The following is a 16,258-nucleotide window of genomic DNA, read 5'->3' as shown; positions in this document are numbered from 1 at the left end:
GGCATTCCCTATCAACGCTTCCAAGGAACCATCGAGATGGATTCATTCGATCTGCGTCTGCCCGCGTTGCGCGCCGCGTACCGGGAAGGCCGCACGACGCCGCGCAAGCTGATCGGCGCATTGCGCGAGCGTGCCGCAGCGCTGAACCCCGACTATCACCTCTTCATTCACCTGCTGTCCGACGCGGAAATCGAGCCGTATCTCGCGGCGCTGGACGCAAGCGCTATCGATGCGCTGCCGCTTTACGGCGTGCCGTTCGCATTGAAGGACAACATCGATCTCGCAGGCGTTCCGACGACGGCCGCTTGCCCCGCTTTTGCCTATACGCCGGGCGAATCGGCGACGCTCGTTGCACAACTGATCGCACTCGGCGCGGTGCCCATCGGCAAGACGAATCTCGACCAGTTCGCGACGGGCCTCAACGGCACGCGATCGCCATATGGCAAATGCCGCAACAGCGTGCATCCCGCGTATCCGTCGGGCGGATCGAGCGCGGGTTCGTCGCTGGCCGTCGCGCTCGGTGTCGCGAGCTTCGCGCTTGGCACCGATACGGCGGGTTCGGGCCGCGTGCCCGCCGCGCTGAACAACCTCGTCGGCACGAAAGGGACGAAGGGTTTGCTGTCGACTGCGGGCGTCGTGCCCGCGTGCCGCACGCTCGATTGCGTGACGTATTTCACCGCGACCGCGAGCGAGGCGAGCGAACTGCTTGCCCTGACCGCTCATTACGATCCCACTGACGCCTACAGCCGCGTCAATCCGCAATGGAACGACGCGGCGGCGTTCGGCGAAATCAGGCGCTTTCGCTTCGGCGCGCCGCGTCAACTCGAATTTGCGGGCTGTGACGAAAGCCCTGCGCTGTTTGCGCAGGCACGCGCTGCGCTCGAAGCGATCGGCGGTGAAGCCGTCGAGATCGACTTCACGCCTTTCGTCGAAGCGGCGCGTCTGCTCTATGAGGGCCCATGGGTCGCCGAGCGCTATAGCGTGGCGGGCGCGCTGATGGAGTCGCAACCCGATGCCGTACTACCCGTGATTCGCGACGTGCTCGCGAAAGCGCCTGGCGCCACAGCCGTCGATGCGTTCCGCGCGCAGTACAGACTTCAGGCGTTGAAGCAGCGTTGCGATGCCACACTCGCCGAACTCGATTGCGTGCTGACGCCGTCCATTCCGCGCGCGGTGACGCTCGCTGAACTCGAGCGTGATCCCATCGGTGCGAACTCGCTGCTCGGGCATTACACGAACTTCATGAATCTGCTCGACTATGCCGCCGTCGCGACGCCCGCAGGGTTCATGTGCAACGGCCTGCCGTGGGGCGTGACGCTGTTCGGCCGTGCATTCACGGATCAATACCTGCTGAGCGTGGCTGATGCCTTGCACCGCAAGCTCGCCGTGCCGTTGATCGGCGGCGCGCCGCAGGACACGGATATGCCCGCACGCGCCGCGCATCACGACAGGATGAAGCTCGTCGTGTGCGGCGCACATCTCGAAGGGCTTGCGCTGAACGGGCAGTTGACGGCACGCGGCGCGCAGCTCGTCGAAGCGACGGCGAGCGCGCCGCGCTATCGTCTGTATGCGCTCGCGGGCGGTTCGACGCAGCGCCCCGGCATGACGCGCAATACGGCAAACGGTGCGTCGATCGCTGTCGAAGTGTGGGAATTGCCGAGCGCCGAATTCGGCTCATTTCTCGCCGGCATTCCCGCACCGCTCGCGCTGGGCAAGGTCGAGCTTGCGGACGGCCGCTGGGAAACCGGCTTCGTTTGCGAAGCCTGCGGCCTCGACGCCGCCACCGACATTACGCAATACGGCGGATGGCGCGCGTGGCTGCGCAGGCTCCGTCCAGTGACGGGTTGCGGATAGTCACGCTTTCGATCGGACACTGCCAGCGATGCGGCTGAACGATCCAGTCCGGGCAGTGCCGACAGCGTCCTTGAATGCCTTGCCAGCTGCGAACCTCACTCTCTTTGCCGCCGGAATAGCGATCGCCTCACACGTCGACAAATTGCGGCCGCTACGCTCCGCCTCGGGCACCCGTCGAAAACGAGGTTTTGTCGCGGTAAAGATCTCACGGCGAGCGAAATCGATATGCGAAGTACTGCTCATATCGCAAGATTGTAGAATTGCTCGGCGGCGCTTGGACGGGATCCGCGAGTACACCGCATCCGTCCTTTCGCGATCGTGCGCATCAGTTCGATTCCGGCCAGCGAGATCCGGGCACAACGAAAAGTCTTGAACCCCCAGCATGGGCCGCGTGCGTCGCTTGATCGCCCGATGGTCCTGCTCAACCACGTTGCTGAGATATTTGGACTGGCGGATCTTGATAGGCGTTTCACGATCAGCATTGATTGCTTCGTGCGCGGCGAGATTGGCCGCTTTTGTCTATGGTCACCGTTTCAGGCACGCGATTCTCGGCGATCGCTTTTTCAAGGTAACGTCAGGCTGTGCAGTTTTGTCGGAGCGCGCGAACGCGGCACGACGCGCTCTGGTGGCGGGCGGCATGCGCGAAGACAAGCTCATGCAGGTGCGCGGTCTTGCAGACGTGTTGCCACTCAACCCCAATGTCGTCGACGAACCGACCAACCGGCGCATCAGCGTGCTCGTGTTGAACAAGACCGCTGAACAGGCATTCTTCCGCGATGGTGGACGCGCGCTGATCGATGAATCACTGCCAGCGAGCGAGGCAATTCCGGGTGTCGTGTCGAAGACGAAGGTGAGCACGCGCAGCGCATATTGATGCGGTGATATGTGTTCGCCGACTATACAAAGCCGATGCATTGCGCACGACCGCCGCTTGCATGCAGATATGATGTCGGCGGACGACGCCACGGCAGTCCCGAAGCCCATCATCGTAAGGAGCAGGACCACCCGCCGCCCCACCCCGGTCCAGATTGTCGTCGGCAGCCGACCGTCCAGCCCTTCTTTTCAAATCGCCGATCTGGCGTCGGTTTCGTCCACTTTTCGGGATAATGCATCGGCGGGGAGTCGTGTAGTTTCGTTGCAGTCTCCCCTACCACTTCGGCGCGGACCGTCCGGACCCACCATTCCGTGCGCCGCCCGAAAAACTCAATGAGAGAGTCATCGACAATGGCCACTGCGATGTCACGCACCGGCGACACCACCTTGCCCGATCCGAAGCATGCAGGCCGCTTCACACTCGGCAACCGGATCCTGCTGAGCTTCGGCGCGCTGTTCGTGCTGATGCTGGTGATGGCCGCGCTCTCCTGGACGCGGCTGCGCGTGATGAACGACGAGGCGCTCAGCATGAGCCGTGACTCCGTGCCCGGCCTCTATCTGGCGACCACGCTGCGCGCGACGGCCAACGAGAGCTATGCGACGCTCGAACGCGCGCTCTTCGTCGAGGGCAGCGAAGACGCGATGAAGCGCGATCTCGAACGCTTGCCACAGTTGCTGCGTCAGTTCGATCAGGTGTCGGCCGAATACCAGGGCACCCTCTTTCGCGACGAGGACCGCGCGCACTTTCGCACCTTCAAGGCAGCGTGGGACCAATACCTGCTGCAACTGAACGAAGCAATGCGCGTCGCGCCGACCTCGAAGTCCGAAGGACAGGCCGCGTTTGTCAAGCTCTTGCCGGGGTGGGATGGCGTCATGCGTGCGGCGAACGAACTCGTCGGCGAGAACCGTACGCAGGCAGACGAATCCACCAAAGCGATCCGTGATTCGGTGACAGGTACCGAGATTACGCTCGCGACGGCACTCGGCATCACGCTGCTCGTCGCGCTGCTCACGGGCTATTCGCTGCATCGCGCGATCACGGTGCCCATGGCGAGCCTCGTCGAAGTGCATAACGTGATGCGCACGGGCAATCTGACGCAACGCCTGAAGCTCGGCCGCCGCGACGAGTTCCGCACGCTCGAGGATGGCTTCAACCGGATGGCCGAGGAACTGAACAGCCTCGTCGCCCAGGCGCAGAAGTCGTCGCTGCAGGTGACGACTTCCGTCGCCGAGATTGCGGCGACATCGAAGGAACAGCAGGCGACCGCCACTGAAACAGCCGCGACGACGACGGAGATCGGCGCGACCTCGCGCGAGATTTTCGCGACCTCGCGGGATCTGCTGCGCACGATGAATGAAGTGTCGGCTGTCGCAGACCAGTCGGCGACGCTCGCGGGCGCGAGCCAGAGCGGGCTCACGCGCATGGAAGACACGATGCGCAGCGTGATGGACGCGGCGGGCTCGGTGAACGCGAAGCTCGCGATCCTCAACGAAAAGGCTGTCAACATCAATCAGGTAGTCGCGACGATCACGAAAGTCGCCGACCAGACGAACCTGCTGTCGCTTAACGCGGCGATCGAGGCCGAAAAGGCGGGCGAATATGGCCGCGGCTTTGCCGTCGTCGCGACGGAAATCCGCCGCCTCGCGGACCAGACGGCCGTCGCCACCTACGACATCGAGCAGACCGTGAAGGAGATCCAGTCGGCCGTCTCCGCAGGCGTGATGGGCATGGACAAGTTCTCCGAGGAAGTGCGGCGCGGCATGCGCGACGTGCAGCAGGTGAGCGAGCAGTTGTCGCAGATCATCCAGGAAGTGCAGACGCTCGCGCCGCGCTTCCAGCTCGTCAACGAAGGCATGCACACGCAGGCGACGAGCGCCGAGCAGATCACACAGGCGCTGTCGCAGCTGTCGGAGGCCGCGCAACAGACGGCGGACTCGCTGCGCCAGTCGTCGCAGGCCATCGACGATCTGACGCTCGTTGCCAACCAGCTGCGCACGGGCGTGTCGCGCTTCAAGATCGAAGCGTGACGGCGTCTGCTCACGCGCGCGTGCGGCACGTCTGAAACGGTGATCGCGATGCTTTTCCTTCTCTTCGAACTCGACCGCGACCGCTATGCGCTCAATGCCGCCGACGTTGTCGAAGTACAGGCGCTAACGGCCGCCAAGGCGATTCCGGGCGCGCCCGCGTGGGTCGCGGGCGTGATCGAGCGGCATGGCGAGCCCGTGCCCGTCATCGATCTCGCGCAGCTCGCGCTCGGCCGGCCGTCGCTGCAATGGCGCTCGACGCGGCTCGTGCTGGTCCGCTACCGCGATGCGCGGGAACGCGGCGGCGCCAACACGTCGTCGCAGCTGCTAGGCCTGATCATCGAACGGGCGACGCAGACGCGCCGCATCGAACGCGAGCGCTTCGCCGACAGCGGCATCGCGACGCCGCACGCACGCTGGCTCGGCCCCGTCGTCAGCGACGAGCTCGGCATAATCCAGTGGGTCGACGTGCAGCAGATGCTCGACGACGACGTGAAGTCCCTGCTCTTCCCGCAACCAGAATCCCAAACGCGATGAACGCCGCGAATGCCTTTGTGCCGCGCTTCGAATCCTGGCTGTTGCGGGAGACGGGTATCGACGCGTCGTCGCTCGGCGTCAATGCGCTCGAGCGCGCCGTGCTCGAACGCGTGCGCGTGACGCGTCTGGGCGCAGCGGCACACGACACAAGCGTGCCCGTCGATCCAGCCGAAATCGAAGCGTACTGGCAGCAGCTGACGATGTCGCCCGACGAGCGGCAGGCGCTAATCGAAGCGCTTGTCGTGCCGGAGACATGGTTCTATCGCGATCGCGAGGCGTACGTCGCGCTCGCGCGGCTCGCGAACGAACGGCTCGTGCGCGACCCGATGCATGTGCTGCGCGTGCTGAGCCTGCCGTGCTCGACGGGCGAAGAGCCGTACACGATCGCCATGACGCTGCTCGACGACGGCATCAGCGAAAACCGCTTCACGATCGATGCGTTCGATATCAGCGCGCGCGTGATCGAGCATGCGCGCGCCGGCATCTATGGGCGAAATTCGTTTCGCGGCCATCCGCTCGCGTATCGCGACCGGCATTTCGCCGCGTTGAAAGACAGCTGGCAACTGGGCGAGTGCGTGCGTCAGACGGTGCGCTTCTCGCAGGCGAATCTCTTCAAGTTGCCCGCGATTGCACAGGCGCCGTACGACTTCATCTTCTGCCGCAACGTCTTGATCTATTTCGACCGCGAAGCGCAGGACCGTGCGATCCGTCTGCTCGACGCGAATCTCGCCGACGGCGGCACCATCTTCGTCGGCCCTGCGGAAACGGGACTGATGATGCGGCACGCGATGACCTCGGCGCGCATTCCACTCGCCTTCGCGTTCCGGCGCAGCACGCCCGAGGAAACAGGCGCAATGCGCGCGGTCGGGCCGGTTGCGCCGAAAGCGTCGAATGCCGCGCCGCGCGCCGTGCCGCCGTTCAGCGCGCCGCAACGGCAGCATGCGCCCGCGTACGGCGCCGCACGGCGCGACGCCGCGAAACAGCCACGTGCGCGCCAGTCGTTCGCGCCGCCGCCCGCGCGTCCACCGCAGGCCTCACACGCAACGCAAACGGTGCAACCCGCCGGCCTCGCCGCCGACAGATCGCTCGATGCCGCGCGCCGTCATGCCGACGCGGGCGAGTTCGACGAAGCTGAGCGCCTCGCGCACAAGCACGCGATCGTGCATGGTCCGGATGTCGACGCGTTTTATCTGCTGGGCCTGATCGCCGATGCGCGCGGCCGCAGTGCCGACGCCGCCAACTTCTATCGCAAGGCGCTGTATCTGGACCCGGCGCATTACGAAGCGCTCACGCATCTGGCCGCGTTGCTCGAAATCGGCGGCGACTGGGCGGGCGCGCACAACCTGATGCTGCGCGCGCAACGCTCGGCGACCCGTGCGTCGCATGCGGCGCACGCGGCGGCCGACGAGCCGCAACCTTCACGAGGATTCCATGCTTCACGACGCTCCTGATCTCGCGAGTCTGCCGGTGTGCGTCGACGACTGCTGGAATCGCATCGGCACGCGCGGCGACAACAGCTGCCCGCGCCTTGCCGAGCACGCGCGCTGCCTGAACTGTCCGGTATTCGCGCAAGGCGCCGCGCGACTGCTCGACCGGCCGTTGAGCGACGCCGAGCTCGCACCGCGTGCTCACGCGGGCACGCCAACGGACGACGAGTCGAGCCGCGTTCAAACAACGTGCGAAGACGCGGCGACGCAGTCCGCCCTCGCCTTTCGCATCGCGGGCGAATGGCTCGCGCTACCGACATCCGTGCTGCGCGAAGTCGACGTCATCCGCGCGATCCATTCGCTGCCGCACCGGCGCACACGCGCGGTGCTCGGCGTCGTCAACGTACGCGGTGCGCTGACCACTGCCCTCTCGCTCGGGGAACTGCTGAACATGGAGCGCGCCGATGCAAGACAGTCCGCGCGCAACGGCTATGCGCGCGTGCTGGTCGCGGCGCACGACAGCGAACCCGTTGCATTTCCCGTCGATGAAGTCGAGGGCGTCGTCCGCTATGCGCAAGCCGCGCTGCTTCCCTTGCCCGCGACGCTTGCGCGTGCAACGGCCTCGCACGCACATGGCGTGCTCGCATGGCGTGACAGGACCATCGGCCTGCTCGATCCCGCACGGCTTTTCGACTCGATCGCCCGGAGCCTGCGATGACGGACGACGATCTGAGCCGCCAGTCGCTGCTCGAACTGTTCCGCGAAGAGGCGGGCACGCAGACGCGCGTGCTCTCCGACGGGCTGCTCGCGCTCGAACAGCAGCCCACCGACGCCCCCGCGCTCGAAGCATGCATGCGCGCCGCGCATTCGCTCAAGGGCGCGGCCCGCATCATCGGCTTGCAGGATGGCGTCGATATCGCGCATCTGATGGAAGAGTGTTTCGTCGGCGCGCAGCGCGGCGAACTCGGGCTAACGCCCGCGCATATCGACGTGCTGCTGCGCGGGGTCGACCTGCTGTTGCGCGTGGGCGAAGCGAAACCGGACGCACCCGTCACGCGCGCGGATATCGACGCGTTCGTGCGGCGGCTATCGTCGCCCGGAAGCGCCGTTCGCGAACAAATGGGCGCCGGCAAAGTGCAAGCGGACGACGGCGACGATGCCTATGCGCAACTCCAGGCCCAGTTGCAGGCTGGAGCGCTCGCGCAACAGCGGGATACCGCGACGCCGGACACGTCGGAGACCGTGGAATCAACGGGCGAACCCGACACGCCGCATGCCGCCGAAGAAGACGACGCGCCGCCGCCACATCTGGCCACGCACGCCGCCGCACGCCACCCCGACCGTATGCTGCGCGTGCGCGCCGCGAACCTCGATCGCGTGCTGAGCCTGTCCGGCGAAGTGCTCGTCGAATCGCGCTGGCTCAAGCCGTTCGCGGCATCGATGCTGCGCATGAAGCGCACGCAGCGCGACACGTCGCTTGCGCTCGACGCGCTCTACGACACGCTCGCCGAACATCTCGACGACACCGCGCTGTCCGCGCTCGCCGACGTGCGCACCGCGCTCCACCGCATGCAGCATGCGCTCGGCGCGCGCATCGACGAACTCGACCATTACGAGCGCAGCAGCTCCAACCTTGCGCAGCTGCTCTACGACGAAGCGTTGCAATGCCGGATGCGTCCGTTCGGCGATGCGGCGCATGCGTATCCGCGCGTCGTGCGCGATCTCGCGCGTTCGCTCGGCAAGCGCGTGAGGTTCGAGATCGTCGGCACGTCGACTCAGGTGGACCGCGACATTCTCGATCTGCTCGACGCGCCGCTGGGCCATCTGCTGCGCAATGCGATCGATCACGGCATCGAGACACCCGACGAACGTCTCGCGCGCGGCAAGACCGCCGAAGCCATCGTTACGCTGGAAGCGCGCCACAGCGCAGGCAGGCTGCTGATCAGCGTCAGCGACGATGGCGCGGGCATCGATCTCGACAACGTGCGTGCGTCGGTGATCCGGCGCAAGCTCGCCGATGCAGAGACGGCCGCGCGCCTGTCCGAACAGGAACTGCTCGACTTCCTGCTGCTGCCGGGCTTTTCGATGCGCGAGCACATCACGGACGTATCGGGGCGCGGCGTGGGACTCGACGCCGTACACGAAATGGTCAAGAGCGTGCGCGGCACCGTGCACATCTTCAATGAACCGGGCCGCGGCTCGCGGTTCGTGATGCAGTTGCCGCTTACGCTGTCGGTGGTGCGCAGTCTGCTCGTCGAAGTGAGCGGCGAGGCGTACGCGTTTCCGCTCGCGCATGTGCGTCGCACGCTCGAACTCGCGCGAGCCGACATCGACATGCTCGAGGGCCAGCAGCATTTCGCGTTCGACGGCAAGCCCATCGGGCTCGTCACCGCGCATCAGCTGCTCGGCACGCAGGCCCCGGATCAGGCGCGCGACTTAGTGGCCGTGGTGGTGATCGGCGACGAGCACGAGACCTATGGAATCGCAGTCGACCGCTTTCTCGGCGAGCGGATGCTCGTCGTGCAGCCGCTTGACTCGCGCCTGGGCAAGATCAAGGACATCGCCGCGGGCGCGCTGATGGAAAACGGCGACGCCGTGCTGATCGTCGATGTCGACGACCTGTTGCGCTCCGTCGGCAAACTCGTGCGCGGCGGCCAGCTCGACAGGATCGGCCGCGCGCACAACGTCGCCGTGCGGCAGCGCAAGCATGTGCTCGTCGTCGAAGATTCGTTGACGGTGCGCGAACTCGAACGCAAGCTGCTGGAGAAGCGCGGCTACGCCGTCACCGTGGCCGTCGACGGCATGGACGGCTGGAACGCGCTGCATAACATGACAAATGGCACGTTCGACCTCGTCGTCACCGATATCGACATGCCGCGCATGGACGGCATCGAGCTCGTCACGCTGATCAAGCGCGACCCGGTGTTCAAGCCCGTGCCCGTGATGATCGTGTCGTACAAGGACCGCGACGAGGACCGGCGACGCGGGCTTGAAGCCGGTGCCGATTACTATCTCGCGAAGGGCAGCTTTCACGACGAAGCGCTGCTCGATGCCGTACGCGACCTGATCGGAGAGGCGGTCTCATGAAACCCGGCATGAACATCGGCATCGCCAACGACCTGCCGCTCGCCGTCGAGGCGCTGCGCCGCGTGATCGCGCTGCGCCCGGAGCATCGCGTGCTATGGGTCGCCGCCAATGGCGAAGAGGCCGTCGATTTCTGCGCCGCCCACACGCCCGACGTCGTGCTGATGGATCTCATCATGCCGAAGCTCGACGGCGTTGAGGCGACGCGCCGCATCATGGCGCGTACGCCCTGCCCGATCCTGATCGTGACGAGCAGCGTCGGCACGAATACGTGGCGCGTCTACGAGGCGATGGGCGCGGGCGCGCTCGACGCCGTCGACACGCCGACGCTCACCGGGCGCGGCGTGAACGATAGCGCGCAGTTGCTGCTGCAGAAGATCGACCAGATCGGCCGGCTGATGGACAAGCCGACGGCGCCCCTGCACACGGCTCGCGCGCCACTCCGGCACGATGCGCAGCGGCTCGTCGCGATCGGCGCGTCGGCGGGTGGCCCCGCCGCGCTCGCGACCGTGCTGGGCAGCCTGCCCGCATCGTTCGCGGCGCCCATCGTGATCGTCCAGCATGTCGACAAGGTGTTCGCCGACGGCATGGCGCAGTGGCTCGACGGACAGACGCCGCTCACCGTGCGCACGGCGCGCGAGGGCGATGTCCCGTGCGCAGGCGTCGCGTTGCTCGCGGCGACGAATGATCACATGCTGCTGACACAACGCGGCGCGCTGCACTACACTCGCGAACCGGCCGATATGCCCTACCGTCCTTCCGTCGACGTGTTCTTTCACAGTGTCGTCGAGCATTGGCCCGGCGAGGCACTCGGCGTACTGCTGACGGGCATGGGCCGCGATGGCGCGATCGGACTGAAGGCGATGCGCGCGAAGGGCTACGACACGATTGCGCAAGACCAGGCGTCGAGCGCTGTCTACGGCATGCCGAAGGCCGCCGCGGCGCTCGACGCGGCGCGGCGGATCGTGCCGCTCGGCGGCATCGCCGACCATCTGGCAACGTTCGCGCGACGCTGACACAGGCGATGGCGGCAGGGAATCCAGAACAGGCGCGGCACGCAGTCAATGGCAGAAATGGCGCATGACAGGCAATTCCAACAGGGATACACACATGGACTTCGACCAAATCGGGGCACGGGACCAGGGGGGTTCCACATCGACGTCGGTTGATCGCGCGAACGCCGCGCTAGACGCCGCGCGCGCCGCGCTGGAAACGGCCGCGCTGTCCGACGTGCCCATCATGGTGCTGCTCGTCGACGACCAGGCGATCGTCGCGGAAGCCGTGCGCCGCGCGCTCGCGAACGAGGACGGCATCGACCTGCACTACTGCGCAAGCGCCGACGACGCGATCCGCGCCGCGACCGACACGCGGCCCACGGTGATCCTGCAGGATCTCGTCATGCCAGGCATCGATGGCCTCACGCTCGTCAAGGCCTACCGTTCGAACGCGAAACTGCGCGACGTGCCTATTATCGTGCTGTCGACGAAAGAGGAACCCGCCATCAAGAGCGCGGCCTTCACGGCAGGCGCGAACGATTACCTCGTCAAGCTGCCCGACCGCATCGAACTCGTCGCGCGCATCCGCTATCACTCGCGCTCGTACGTGAATCTGCTGCAACGCGACCAGGCGTATCGCGCGCTGCGCGAATCGCAGCAGCAGTTGCTCGAAGCCAATCTCGAACTGCGCAAGCTCACGCAATCGGATGGTTTGACGGGCCTGTCGAACCGCCGTTATCTGGACGAATATCTGAACGCCGAATGGCGGCGCGGAATGCGGGCGCAAACCGAAGTCTCGATGCTGATGATCGACGTCGACAGCTTCAAGCCTTATAACGACACATATGGCCACGTGGCGGGCGACGAAGTGCTCAAGCAGATCGCGTCGACCGTCGAAACCTGCCTCGGGCGGCCCGGTGATCTCGCGGCGCGTTTCGGCGGCGAAGAGTTCGCGGTCGTGCTGCCGGGTACGTCGGCGGGCGGCACGCGCCTGCTCGCCGAGAAAATCCGGCTCCATGTGGAGGCGCTGCGCATTCCTCACGCGGGCTCGTCGTCGGGCCAGCATGTGACGATCAGCGTCGGCTGCGCCACTCAAGTTCCCGCGCACGACGCGCCGATGACGACGCTGATCGAGGCCGCCGACCTCGCGCTCTATCGCGCCAAACGCGACGGGAAAAACCGCGTGGTCGCGATGGAAAGCGGCAGAGCCGATGCACGCGGCGCGACGTGAGTCGTTTTGTGTTGCGTTGCATTGGCGCTGCCGCGTATGAAGCCATGGGCCGCTCATGCGAACCAGGTTGAGTAACGATCGGAACACACGTTACTCATCGTTACATAGTCAAACCGTCGGCGCTGGACACTGCCTCGTGACAGCCTGATGCAGCGGTTCGAACGGCAAGGTTGCGCATAACGCCCCCTGTTAGGGTACAGCGCGGAACGCCTCAGCAGTTACCCTTCTTGGCCTGCCCCGGCGGACAGAAGCCGTTGCCAGGGCCACCTTGCGGCTTCATGACAACGCCGGGCTCGTCCGGCACATACACGGCACACCCGGCCAGCGCGCTGGAGGCAATGGTCAAAGCGATGATGATTCTTTTCATGATGCTCCCCAAAGAGAAGGGGCGATCGCCCCTTCGTCAATGCAGTGGTTGCTAGAAAGTGAAGTTCACGTTGGTCCGACTTCCGCCAGTAATGTTGACGGCTGTCGATTGTGTGGCGCCCGAGGCAGCATCGGCTTCAATCGTATATTGACCCGCCGACGTCGCCTGCGCGCTCAGGCCGACGGGCAGCGTGCCGTTATAGGCGCCGACCATCGGTGCCGCAACGGGCAGGCTCGTCGTATAGGCGCCCGTATCGAGGTTCGCGTTCGCCGATGCAATCTCGTAGGTGCCCGACGACGTAGTCTGAAGCGCGCGCAGGCTCGCATCAGCCGATGCGGTTACGGTGCCGCTCACCATATTCATCGTCGAGGCAGGAAGCGTGATCGGCTGGCCCGCCGTGGACACGTGCGTCGTAGCGCCGACGACGACAGGCACCGACGTAATGATTCCCGTCGTCTCGTTGGGTTGCGCAATCACGATGTCGTAGTTGCCGTTGGTCGAGCTCTGGACCAGCGTCGAGAACACGAAGTGACCCGTGCCGTCGGCCACCGTGCCACTCACCACCTTGCCGTTCTGCTCGGCATACACGGTGGCGCCGGCTTCGGCAGCGGCAACGTAGCCGTCAATCACGCCGGAGACGGTCGTAGGCGTGGCGGTGATCACGGGCTTCAGCGCGTACGAGCCATTGCCCTGCTGGACGACGGACTTGCAGGCGTTGAAGTCGAGCACCAGATCGACCGTCGAGTTCGCGGCCACGTCAAATGGACGAATGATCTTGAGACCGCTTTGAGTCGCACTCGGGGTCGCGAGCGGCAGTTCGTTGGTCGTTCCCGACACGACGACCGAGTTGGTCACTGCGTTGCCCTGGTTCTGGGCGAGCACAAGCCGCACCTGCTGATATTGGCCGGCGGGCAGCGTGGCCTGGCCGAGTGTCGCCATCGTGCCGTTCGTGAGCGAAAGGAGATCGACCTTTTGCGGCGTCGCGAGCGTGATGTTGGTCCATCCGCTGTCGTTGTCGCCCGCGCTCGAACTCGCGTTAATCCGCACCTGGCTCACCGTTACGTAGACATGGTCGAAGCCGCACGACGGCGCATCGGTCATCTGGACGTTCACGGTGCCGGTGGGCGTGCTCGCGCCCCCGCCTCCACCGCCGCAGGCAGCGAGGGCGACCGACGCGAACATGGCGACTATCAGGGTTTTCCGCATGCCGTTCATCTCATCACCAATTTTTTGTTTTAGATGCGCGAATCATACGTTCGGCAAACCGCATACCCTTTGGCAATTTGCAACAATCCGTAACTTCTCTGCCGATCGGGAACGACCGTTACCAAAGGGAGAATCGGTCGCCCGGATGTCCGGTTCATGGGAGGCGAATGGCTCCTGCAGCCGGCCACAGGACCGACTTCCCGCGTCTGTTCGGCTCCGAGATCGCCGGCGCCGACCACGAAGTGCACGTGAACCCGGACGTGAAGATCTCCAGCATCATTGGCATCGGGACCTAAACCGACAGGCCCGCCCGTCGCGGGCGAGCACGCGCGACAGGTGACGTCTGTGGAGACGTCTTCAATTCGCGGGCTGCCGCCCGGACGCATTGCATATTCAGTGACCACAGTGCCACTGAGATCCGATTCACCTAGGCCAAATGCAGTGTCATCACCCGTGCTGAAACCGACTGTTTCACCAGCTTAAGGGCAGCGCACCGACGTCTGGTTGCCGTCAGGACGGAAGTGCCGCGGGGCGTGCCATCACCTTGTTACGGCCAGTCGCCTTGGCGTTGTACAGGGCCTCGTCGGCCGCCTTGATGACTGTCGTTACATCGGCATTCTCGTCCGGCGTCCAGCTTGCTGAACCGATACTGGCTGTCACGCGCCCGTATTCGCTGCCAGCGTGCTCGATGGCGAGTCCGCTAATCGCTCGTCGGATCTTCTCGGCAATCACACATGCGCCGTCGGCCGGTGTATCGGGCAGAACCACAATAAATTCTTCACCTCCATAACGGGCAGCAGTATCCGCCGGCCGTCGGATGTTCTCGCCGATGCAACGCGCCACGGCGGCCAGCGTGTCATCCCCTGCCTGATGTCCGTACGTGTCGTTGTAAGCCTTGAACCGGTCGATATCCACAAACAGCAGCGAGAACACGCTACGCGTACGTTTCGCCCTGCGCCACTCATGTTCGAGAATTTCCCCCAGGGTGCGCCGGTTGTGGAGGCCAGTGAGGCTGTCGGTTCGCGCGAGCATCTGCAGTTCGGACTCCGCGCGCATCCGGCGACGCAGTTGCGTTCCGAGCACAAGTGAGAGTCCAACGAACCCCAGCGAAAATGCGCCCATCAGCGAACCGATGGTGAGCGCCCGACGACGCCAGGCAGCGTAGATCTCCGGCTCTGCTTCCGCAACCATGATGATGAGGGGCAGGCGCGGGAAATTCCGGAAAAAATAAAACCGGCGCACTCCGTCTATCGACGATGTATCAGAGAAACTACCCTCAGGGGCGGAACGGAATTGCCTGAAAGTGCTTGCGTTGCTGATATCGCGCCCGATAACTTTCGGATCGTATGGCTGACGCATGATCATGAGGCCGTCGTCAGCTATCAGGGAAATTGCCCCGTGCGAGCCAAGTGAAATGTCGGCGAATAGCTGATGGAAGTACTCAAGGTTGATGGCAATCATCACGATACCGGCAAACGAGCCATCGGCATGCGAAAGCCTGCGGCTCAGCGCGATGCTGGGCGAACCGTTGCGCAGGCGCGACCGGAAAGGCGCACTGACAAAGAGACCAGCGTCAGGATTGTCGCGCTGGACCTTGAAATAGTCGCGGTCGGCGAAGTTGCCCTTGCGAGGCGTCTCGCTGGCCGCATCGATGACGACGTTCCCAGAAGCATCGAGAACGAGCATCGAGCCCAGATATTTTGCGGTAGCGGCCCGGTCAAAAAGTATCGGCGCTCGCAGACGAGGTGGCAAAGCCATCACGTCTGCCTTGCCCAGCCCGTCGACGGCAGCCTGCAACGAGAGCGCGTACAACTCGAAGTTACGCTCGATGTCGCGCTCGGCGATGAGCGCAACACCTCGGCTGAGCGTTGGTTTGCGATTAACATGGGCGCCGTGCTCCATGGTTGCCGCGTGCCCCGGGCGGTGTGTCCAACAATCAGGCCGCTCTGGAATCGCTACTATGCCAGTAAAACCGGCATGACCATGCGGCCCGCGGGCATGCATCCGCATCACATATCCGACTCGACGGCATCAGGCAGGGTCGTCGAACGTACACATGCCTGGCTGCATCATTTCCGTCGTCTACGTATTCGTTTCGAACGTCGCGCTGACATTCACGAAGCGTTCCTCAAGCTCGGCTGTTGCTTGATCTGCTGGAACACGTTTCAGCGAGCTCAACAGTCTTTATGAAACCGTCTCTACCGGCAAGGCGCAACTTGACGTAGACCGCATTAATTCTGTCATCCATTGAAAGGCTTAGATCAAGAGATAAATACTCCTCTCTCAGGCTTGCCCTGCTTAGCTGAAACGGCTTCAGCCCTCCACCGCATCGACGCATATGAGCATGCATCCGGTTTTTCRCTCGCCTGGTTGCAGAGCTGATCTGCACCAGTCATCCATCGGGATCAAGGCGAGGGCCGGTGTGCTGGCTTTCGCCCGTGGCTCTGGTAGAGCCCCAGAAAACCATCGGTACCAGACCGGTGTCCATGGGAGTATTCACCAATGATCGGCTTGCTGCGTCAGCAGTGCCAGGCTCATCTCGGCTCATGGTCTGGGCATCCCAGTTGGTCGCTCGTGGAGGACGGCGGGAGCGCGTGGCGCAATCACTACCTTGGGTTCACGCCAACAGAATTACCGGGCTCACGGCCCCGCCGGATCT

General features: G+C 64.5%; 12 protein-coding genes and 4 pseudogenes. 11 read left to right on the top strand and 5 right to left on the bottom strand.

Going from position 1 to position 16,258, the window contains the following annotated elements:
* The first annotated feature begins 36 nt into the window (after positions 1 to 36).
* A complete protein-coding gene (gene atzF / locus GCT13_RS37995) occupies positions 37 to 1,854 on the top strand; it encodes an allophanate hydrolase (RefSeq protein ID WP_152767106.1) in 1,818 nt (605 codons plus the stop codon).
* Here the strand turns inward: atzF and GCT13_RS37990 are convergent.
* Both GCT13_RS37990 and GCT13_RS37985 read right to left on the bottom strand, forming a co-directional pair.
* Positions 1,855 to 2,016: pseudogene (locus GCT13_RS37990) on the bottom strand (HU family DNA-binding protein); the annotation flags it as partial.
* Between the two features lie 77 nt (positions 2,017 to 2,093).
* Positions 2,094 to 2,428: pseudogene (locus GCT13_RS37985) on the bottom strand (DDE-type integrase/transposase/recombinase); the annotation flags it as partial.
* An 18-nt stretch (positions 2,429 to 2,446) separates the two neighbouring features.
* Between GCT13_RS37985 and GCT13_RS37980 the strand changes: the two are divergent.
* The 8 genes and pseudogenes from GCT13_RS37980 to GCT13_RS37945 all read left to right on the top strand — a co-directional run.
* A pseudogene (locus GCT13_RS37980) lies at positions 2,447 to 2,728 on the top strand (flagellar motor protein MotB); the annotation flags it as partial.
* Positions 2,729 to 3,078: 350 nt separating this feature from the next.
* Positions 3,079 to 4,755: a methyl-accepting chemotaxis protein gene (locus GCT13_RS37975; protein ID WP_152767124.1), complete on the top strand. Its 1,677-nt coding sequence runs from the start codon at positions 3,079 to 3,081 to the stop codon at positions 4,753 to 4,755.
* A gap of 48 nt (positions 4,756 to 4,803) precedes the next feature.
* Positions 4,804 to 5,289 carry a chemotaxis protein CheW gene (locus tag GCT13_RS37970; RefSeq protein ID WP_152767104.1) on the top strand — a complete coding sequence of 162 codons (486 nt, stop codon included), beginning with the start codon at positions 4,804 to 4,806 and terminating at the stop codon, positions 5,287 to 5,289.
* Positions 5,286 to 6,740, top strand: a complete 1,455-nt coding sequence (locus GCT13_RS37965; RefSeq protein WP_152767103.1) for a CheR family methyltransferase — start codon at positions 5,286 to 5,288, stop codon at positions 6,738 to 6,740. The genes GCT13_RS37970 and GCT13_RS37965 overlap by 4 nt, the downstream gene beginning before the upstream one ends.
* Positions 6,721 to 7,434: a chemotaxis protein CheW gene (locus GCT13_RS37960; protein WP_152767102.1), complete on the top strand. Its 714-nt coding sequence runs from the start codon at positions 6,721 to 6,723 to the stop codon at positions 7,432 to 7,434. The genes GCT13_RS37965 and GCT13_RS37960 overlap by 20 nt, the downstream gene beginning before the upstream one ends.
* On the top strand, positions 7,431 to 9,803 hold the full coding sequence (locus GCT13_RS37955; protein ID WP_152767101.1) for a hybrid sensor histidine kinase/response regulator: 2,373 nt from the start codon (positions 7,431 to 7,433) through the stop codon (positions 9,801 to 9,803). The genes GCT13_RS37960 and GCT13_RS37955 overlap by 4 nt, the downstream gene beginning before the upstream one ends.
* 8 nt (positions 9,804 to 9,811) lie before the next feature.
* A complete protein-coding gene (gene cheB / locus GCT13_RS37950) occupies positions 9,812 to 10,816 on the top strand; it encodes a chemotaxis response regulator protein-glutamate methylesterase (protein ID WP_152767123.1) in 1,005 nt (334 codons plus the stop codon).
* Positions 10,817 to 10,910: 94 nt separating this feature from the next.
* The gene (locus GCT13_RS37945; protein ID WP_152767100.1) at positions 10,911 to 12,026 is read left to right on the top strand and encodes a diguanylate cyclase; all 1,116 of its coding nucleotides are present in this window, start codon (positions 10,911 to 10,913) and stop codon (positions 12,024 to 12,026) included.
* Positions 12,027 to 12,237: 211 nt separating this feature from the next.
* Here the strand turns inward: GCT13_RS37945 and GCT13_RS37940 are convergent, their stop codons facing one another.
* Both GCT13_RS37940 and GCT13_RS37935 read right to left on the bottom strand, forming a co-directional pair.
* On the bottom strand, positions 12,238 to 12,393 hold the full coding sequence (locus tag GCT13_RS37940) for a hypothetical protein (RefSeq protein WP_152767099.1): 156 nt from the start codon (positions 12,391 to 12,393) through the stop codon (positions 12,238 to 12,240).
* Positions 12,394 to 12,444: 51 nt separating this feature from the next.
* Positions 12,445 to 13,608 carry a DUF4382 domain-containing protein gene (locus GCT13_RS37935; RefSeq protein ID WP_152767098.1) on the bottom strand — a complete coding sequence of 388 codons (1,164 nt, stop codon included), beginning with the start codon at positions 13,606 to 13,608 and terminating at the stop codon, positions 12,445 to 12,447.
* A gap of 158 nt (positions 13,609 to 13,766) precedes the next feature.
* On the opposite strand from GCT13_RS37935, the gene GCT13_RS50685 reads away from it, so the two are divergent.
* Positions 13,767 to 13,895 (top strand): hypothetical protein, encoded by a 129-nt coding sequence (locus tag GCT13_RS50685; RefSeq protein WP_265335328.1) that lies wholly within the window; start codon positions 13,767 to 13,769, stop codon positions 13,893 to 13,895.
* Between the two features lie 214 nt (positions 13,896 to 14,109).
* Here the strand turns inward: GCT13_RS50685 and GCT13_RS37930 are convergent, their stop codons facing one another.
* A complete protein-coding gene (locus GCT13_RS37930) occupies positions 14,110 to 15,501 on the bottom strand; it encodes a sensor domain-containing diguanylate cyclase (protein ID WP_152767097.1) in 1,392 nt (463 codons plus the stop codon).
* Between the two features lie 138 nt (positions 15,502 to 15,639).
* On the opposite strand from GCT13_RS37930, the pseudogene GCT13_RS37925 reads away from it, so the two are divergent.
* Positions 15,640 to 15,789, top strand: a pseudogene (locus GCT13_RS37925) (IS5/IS1182 family transposase); the annotation flags it as partial.
* Positions 15,790 to 16,258: the final 469 nt, after the last annotated feature.

Origin of the sequence: Paraburkholderia franconis, assembly GCF_009362735.1 — a bacterium.
Lineage (GTDB): Bacteria > Pseudomonadota > Gammaproteobacteria > Burkholderiales > Burkholderiaceae > Paraburkholderia > Paraburkholderia franconis.
This window is presented reverse-complemented; position numbering and strand designations above follow the sequence as displayed.

Excerpts from the sequence above, each read along its gene's own strand:
- GCT13_RS37945 (WP_152767100.1), top strand. The coding sequence starts at position 10,911 with ATGGACTTCGACCAAATCGGGGCACGGGACCAGGGGGGTTCCACATCG.
- GCT13_RS37960 (WP_152767102.1), top strand. The coding sequence starts at position 6,721 with ATGCTTCACGACGCTCCTGATCTCGCGAGTCTGCCGGTGTGCGTCGAC.
- GCT13_RS50685 (WP_265335328.1), top strand. The coding sequence starts at position 13,767 with ATGGCTCCTGCAGCCGGCCACAGGACCGACTTCCCGCGTCTGTTCGGC.
- GCT13_RS37975 (WP_152767124.1), top strand. The coding sequence starts at position 3,079 with ATGGCCACTGCGATGTCACGCACCGGCGACACCACCTTGCCCGATCCG.
- GCT13_RS37965 (WP_152767103.1), top strand. The coding sequence starts at position 5,286 with ATGAACGCCGCGAATGCCTTTGTGCCGCGCTTCGAATCCTGGCTGTTG.
- GCT13_RS37970 (WP_152767104.1), top strand. The coding sequence starts at position 4,804 with ATGCTTTTCCTTCTCTTCGAACTCGACCGCGACCGCTATGCGCTCAAT.
- cheB (WP_152767123.1), top strand. The coding sequence starts at position 9,812 with ATGAACATCGGCATCGCCAACGACCTGCCGCTCGCCGTCGAGGCGCTG.
- GCT13_RS37955 (WP_152767101.1), top strand. The coding sequence starts at position 7,431 with ATGACGGACGACGATCTGAGCCGCCAGTCGCTGCTCGAACTGTTCCGC.
- GCT13_RS37940 (WP_152767099.1), bottom strand. The coding sequence starts at position 12,393 with ATGAAAAGAATCATCATCGCTTTGACCATTGCCTCCAGCGCGCTGGCC.
- atzF (WP_152767106.1), top strand. The coding sequence starts at position 37 with ATGGATTCATTCGATCTGCGTCTGCCCGCGTTGCGCGCCGCGTACCGG.
- GCT13_RS37930 (WP_152767097.1), bottom strand. The coding sequence starts at position 15,501 with ATGGAGCACGGCGCCCATGTTAATCGCAAACCAACGCTCAGCCGAGGT.
- GCT13_RS37935 (WP_152767098.1), bottom strand. The coding sequence starts at position 13,608 with ATGAACGGCATGCGGAAAACCCTGATAGTCGCCATGTTCGCGTCGGTC.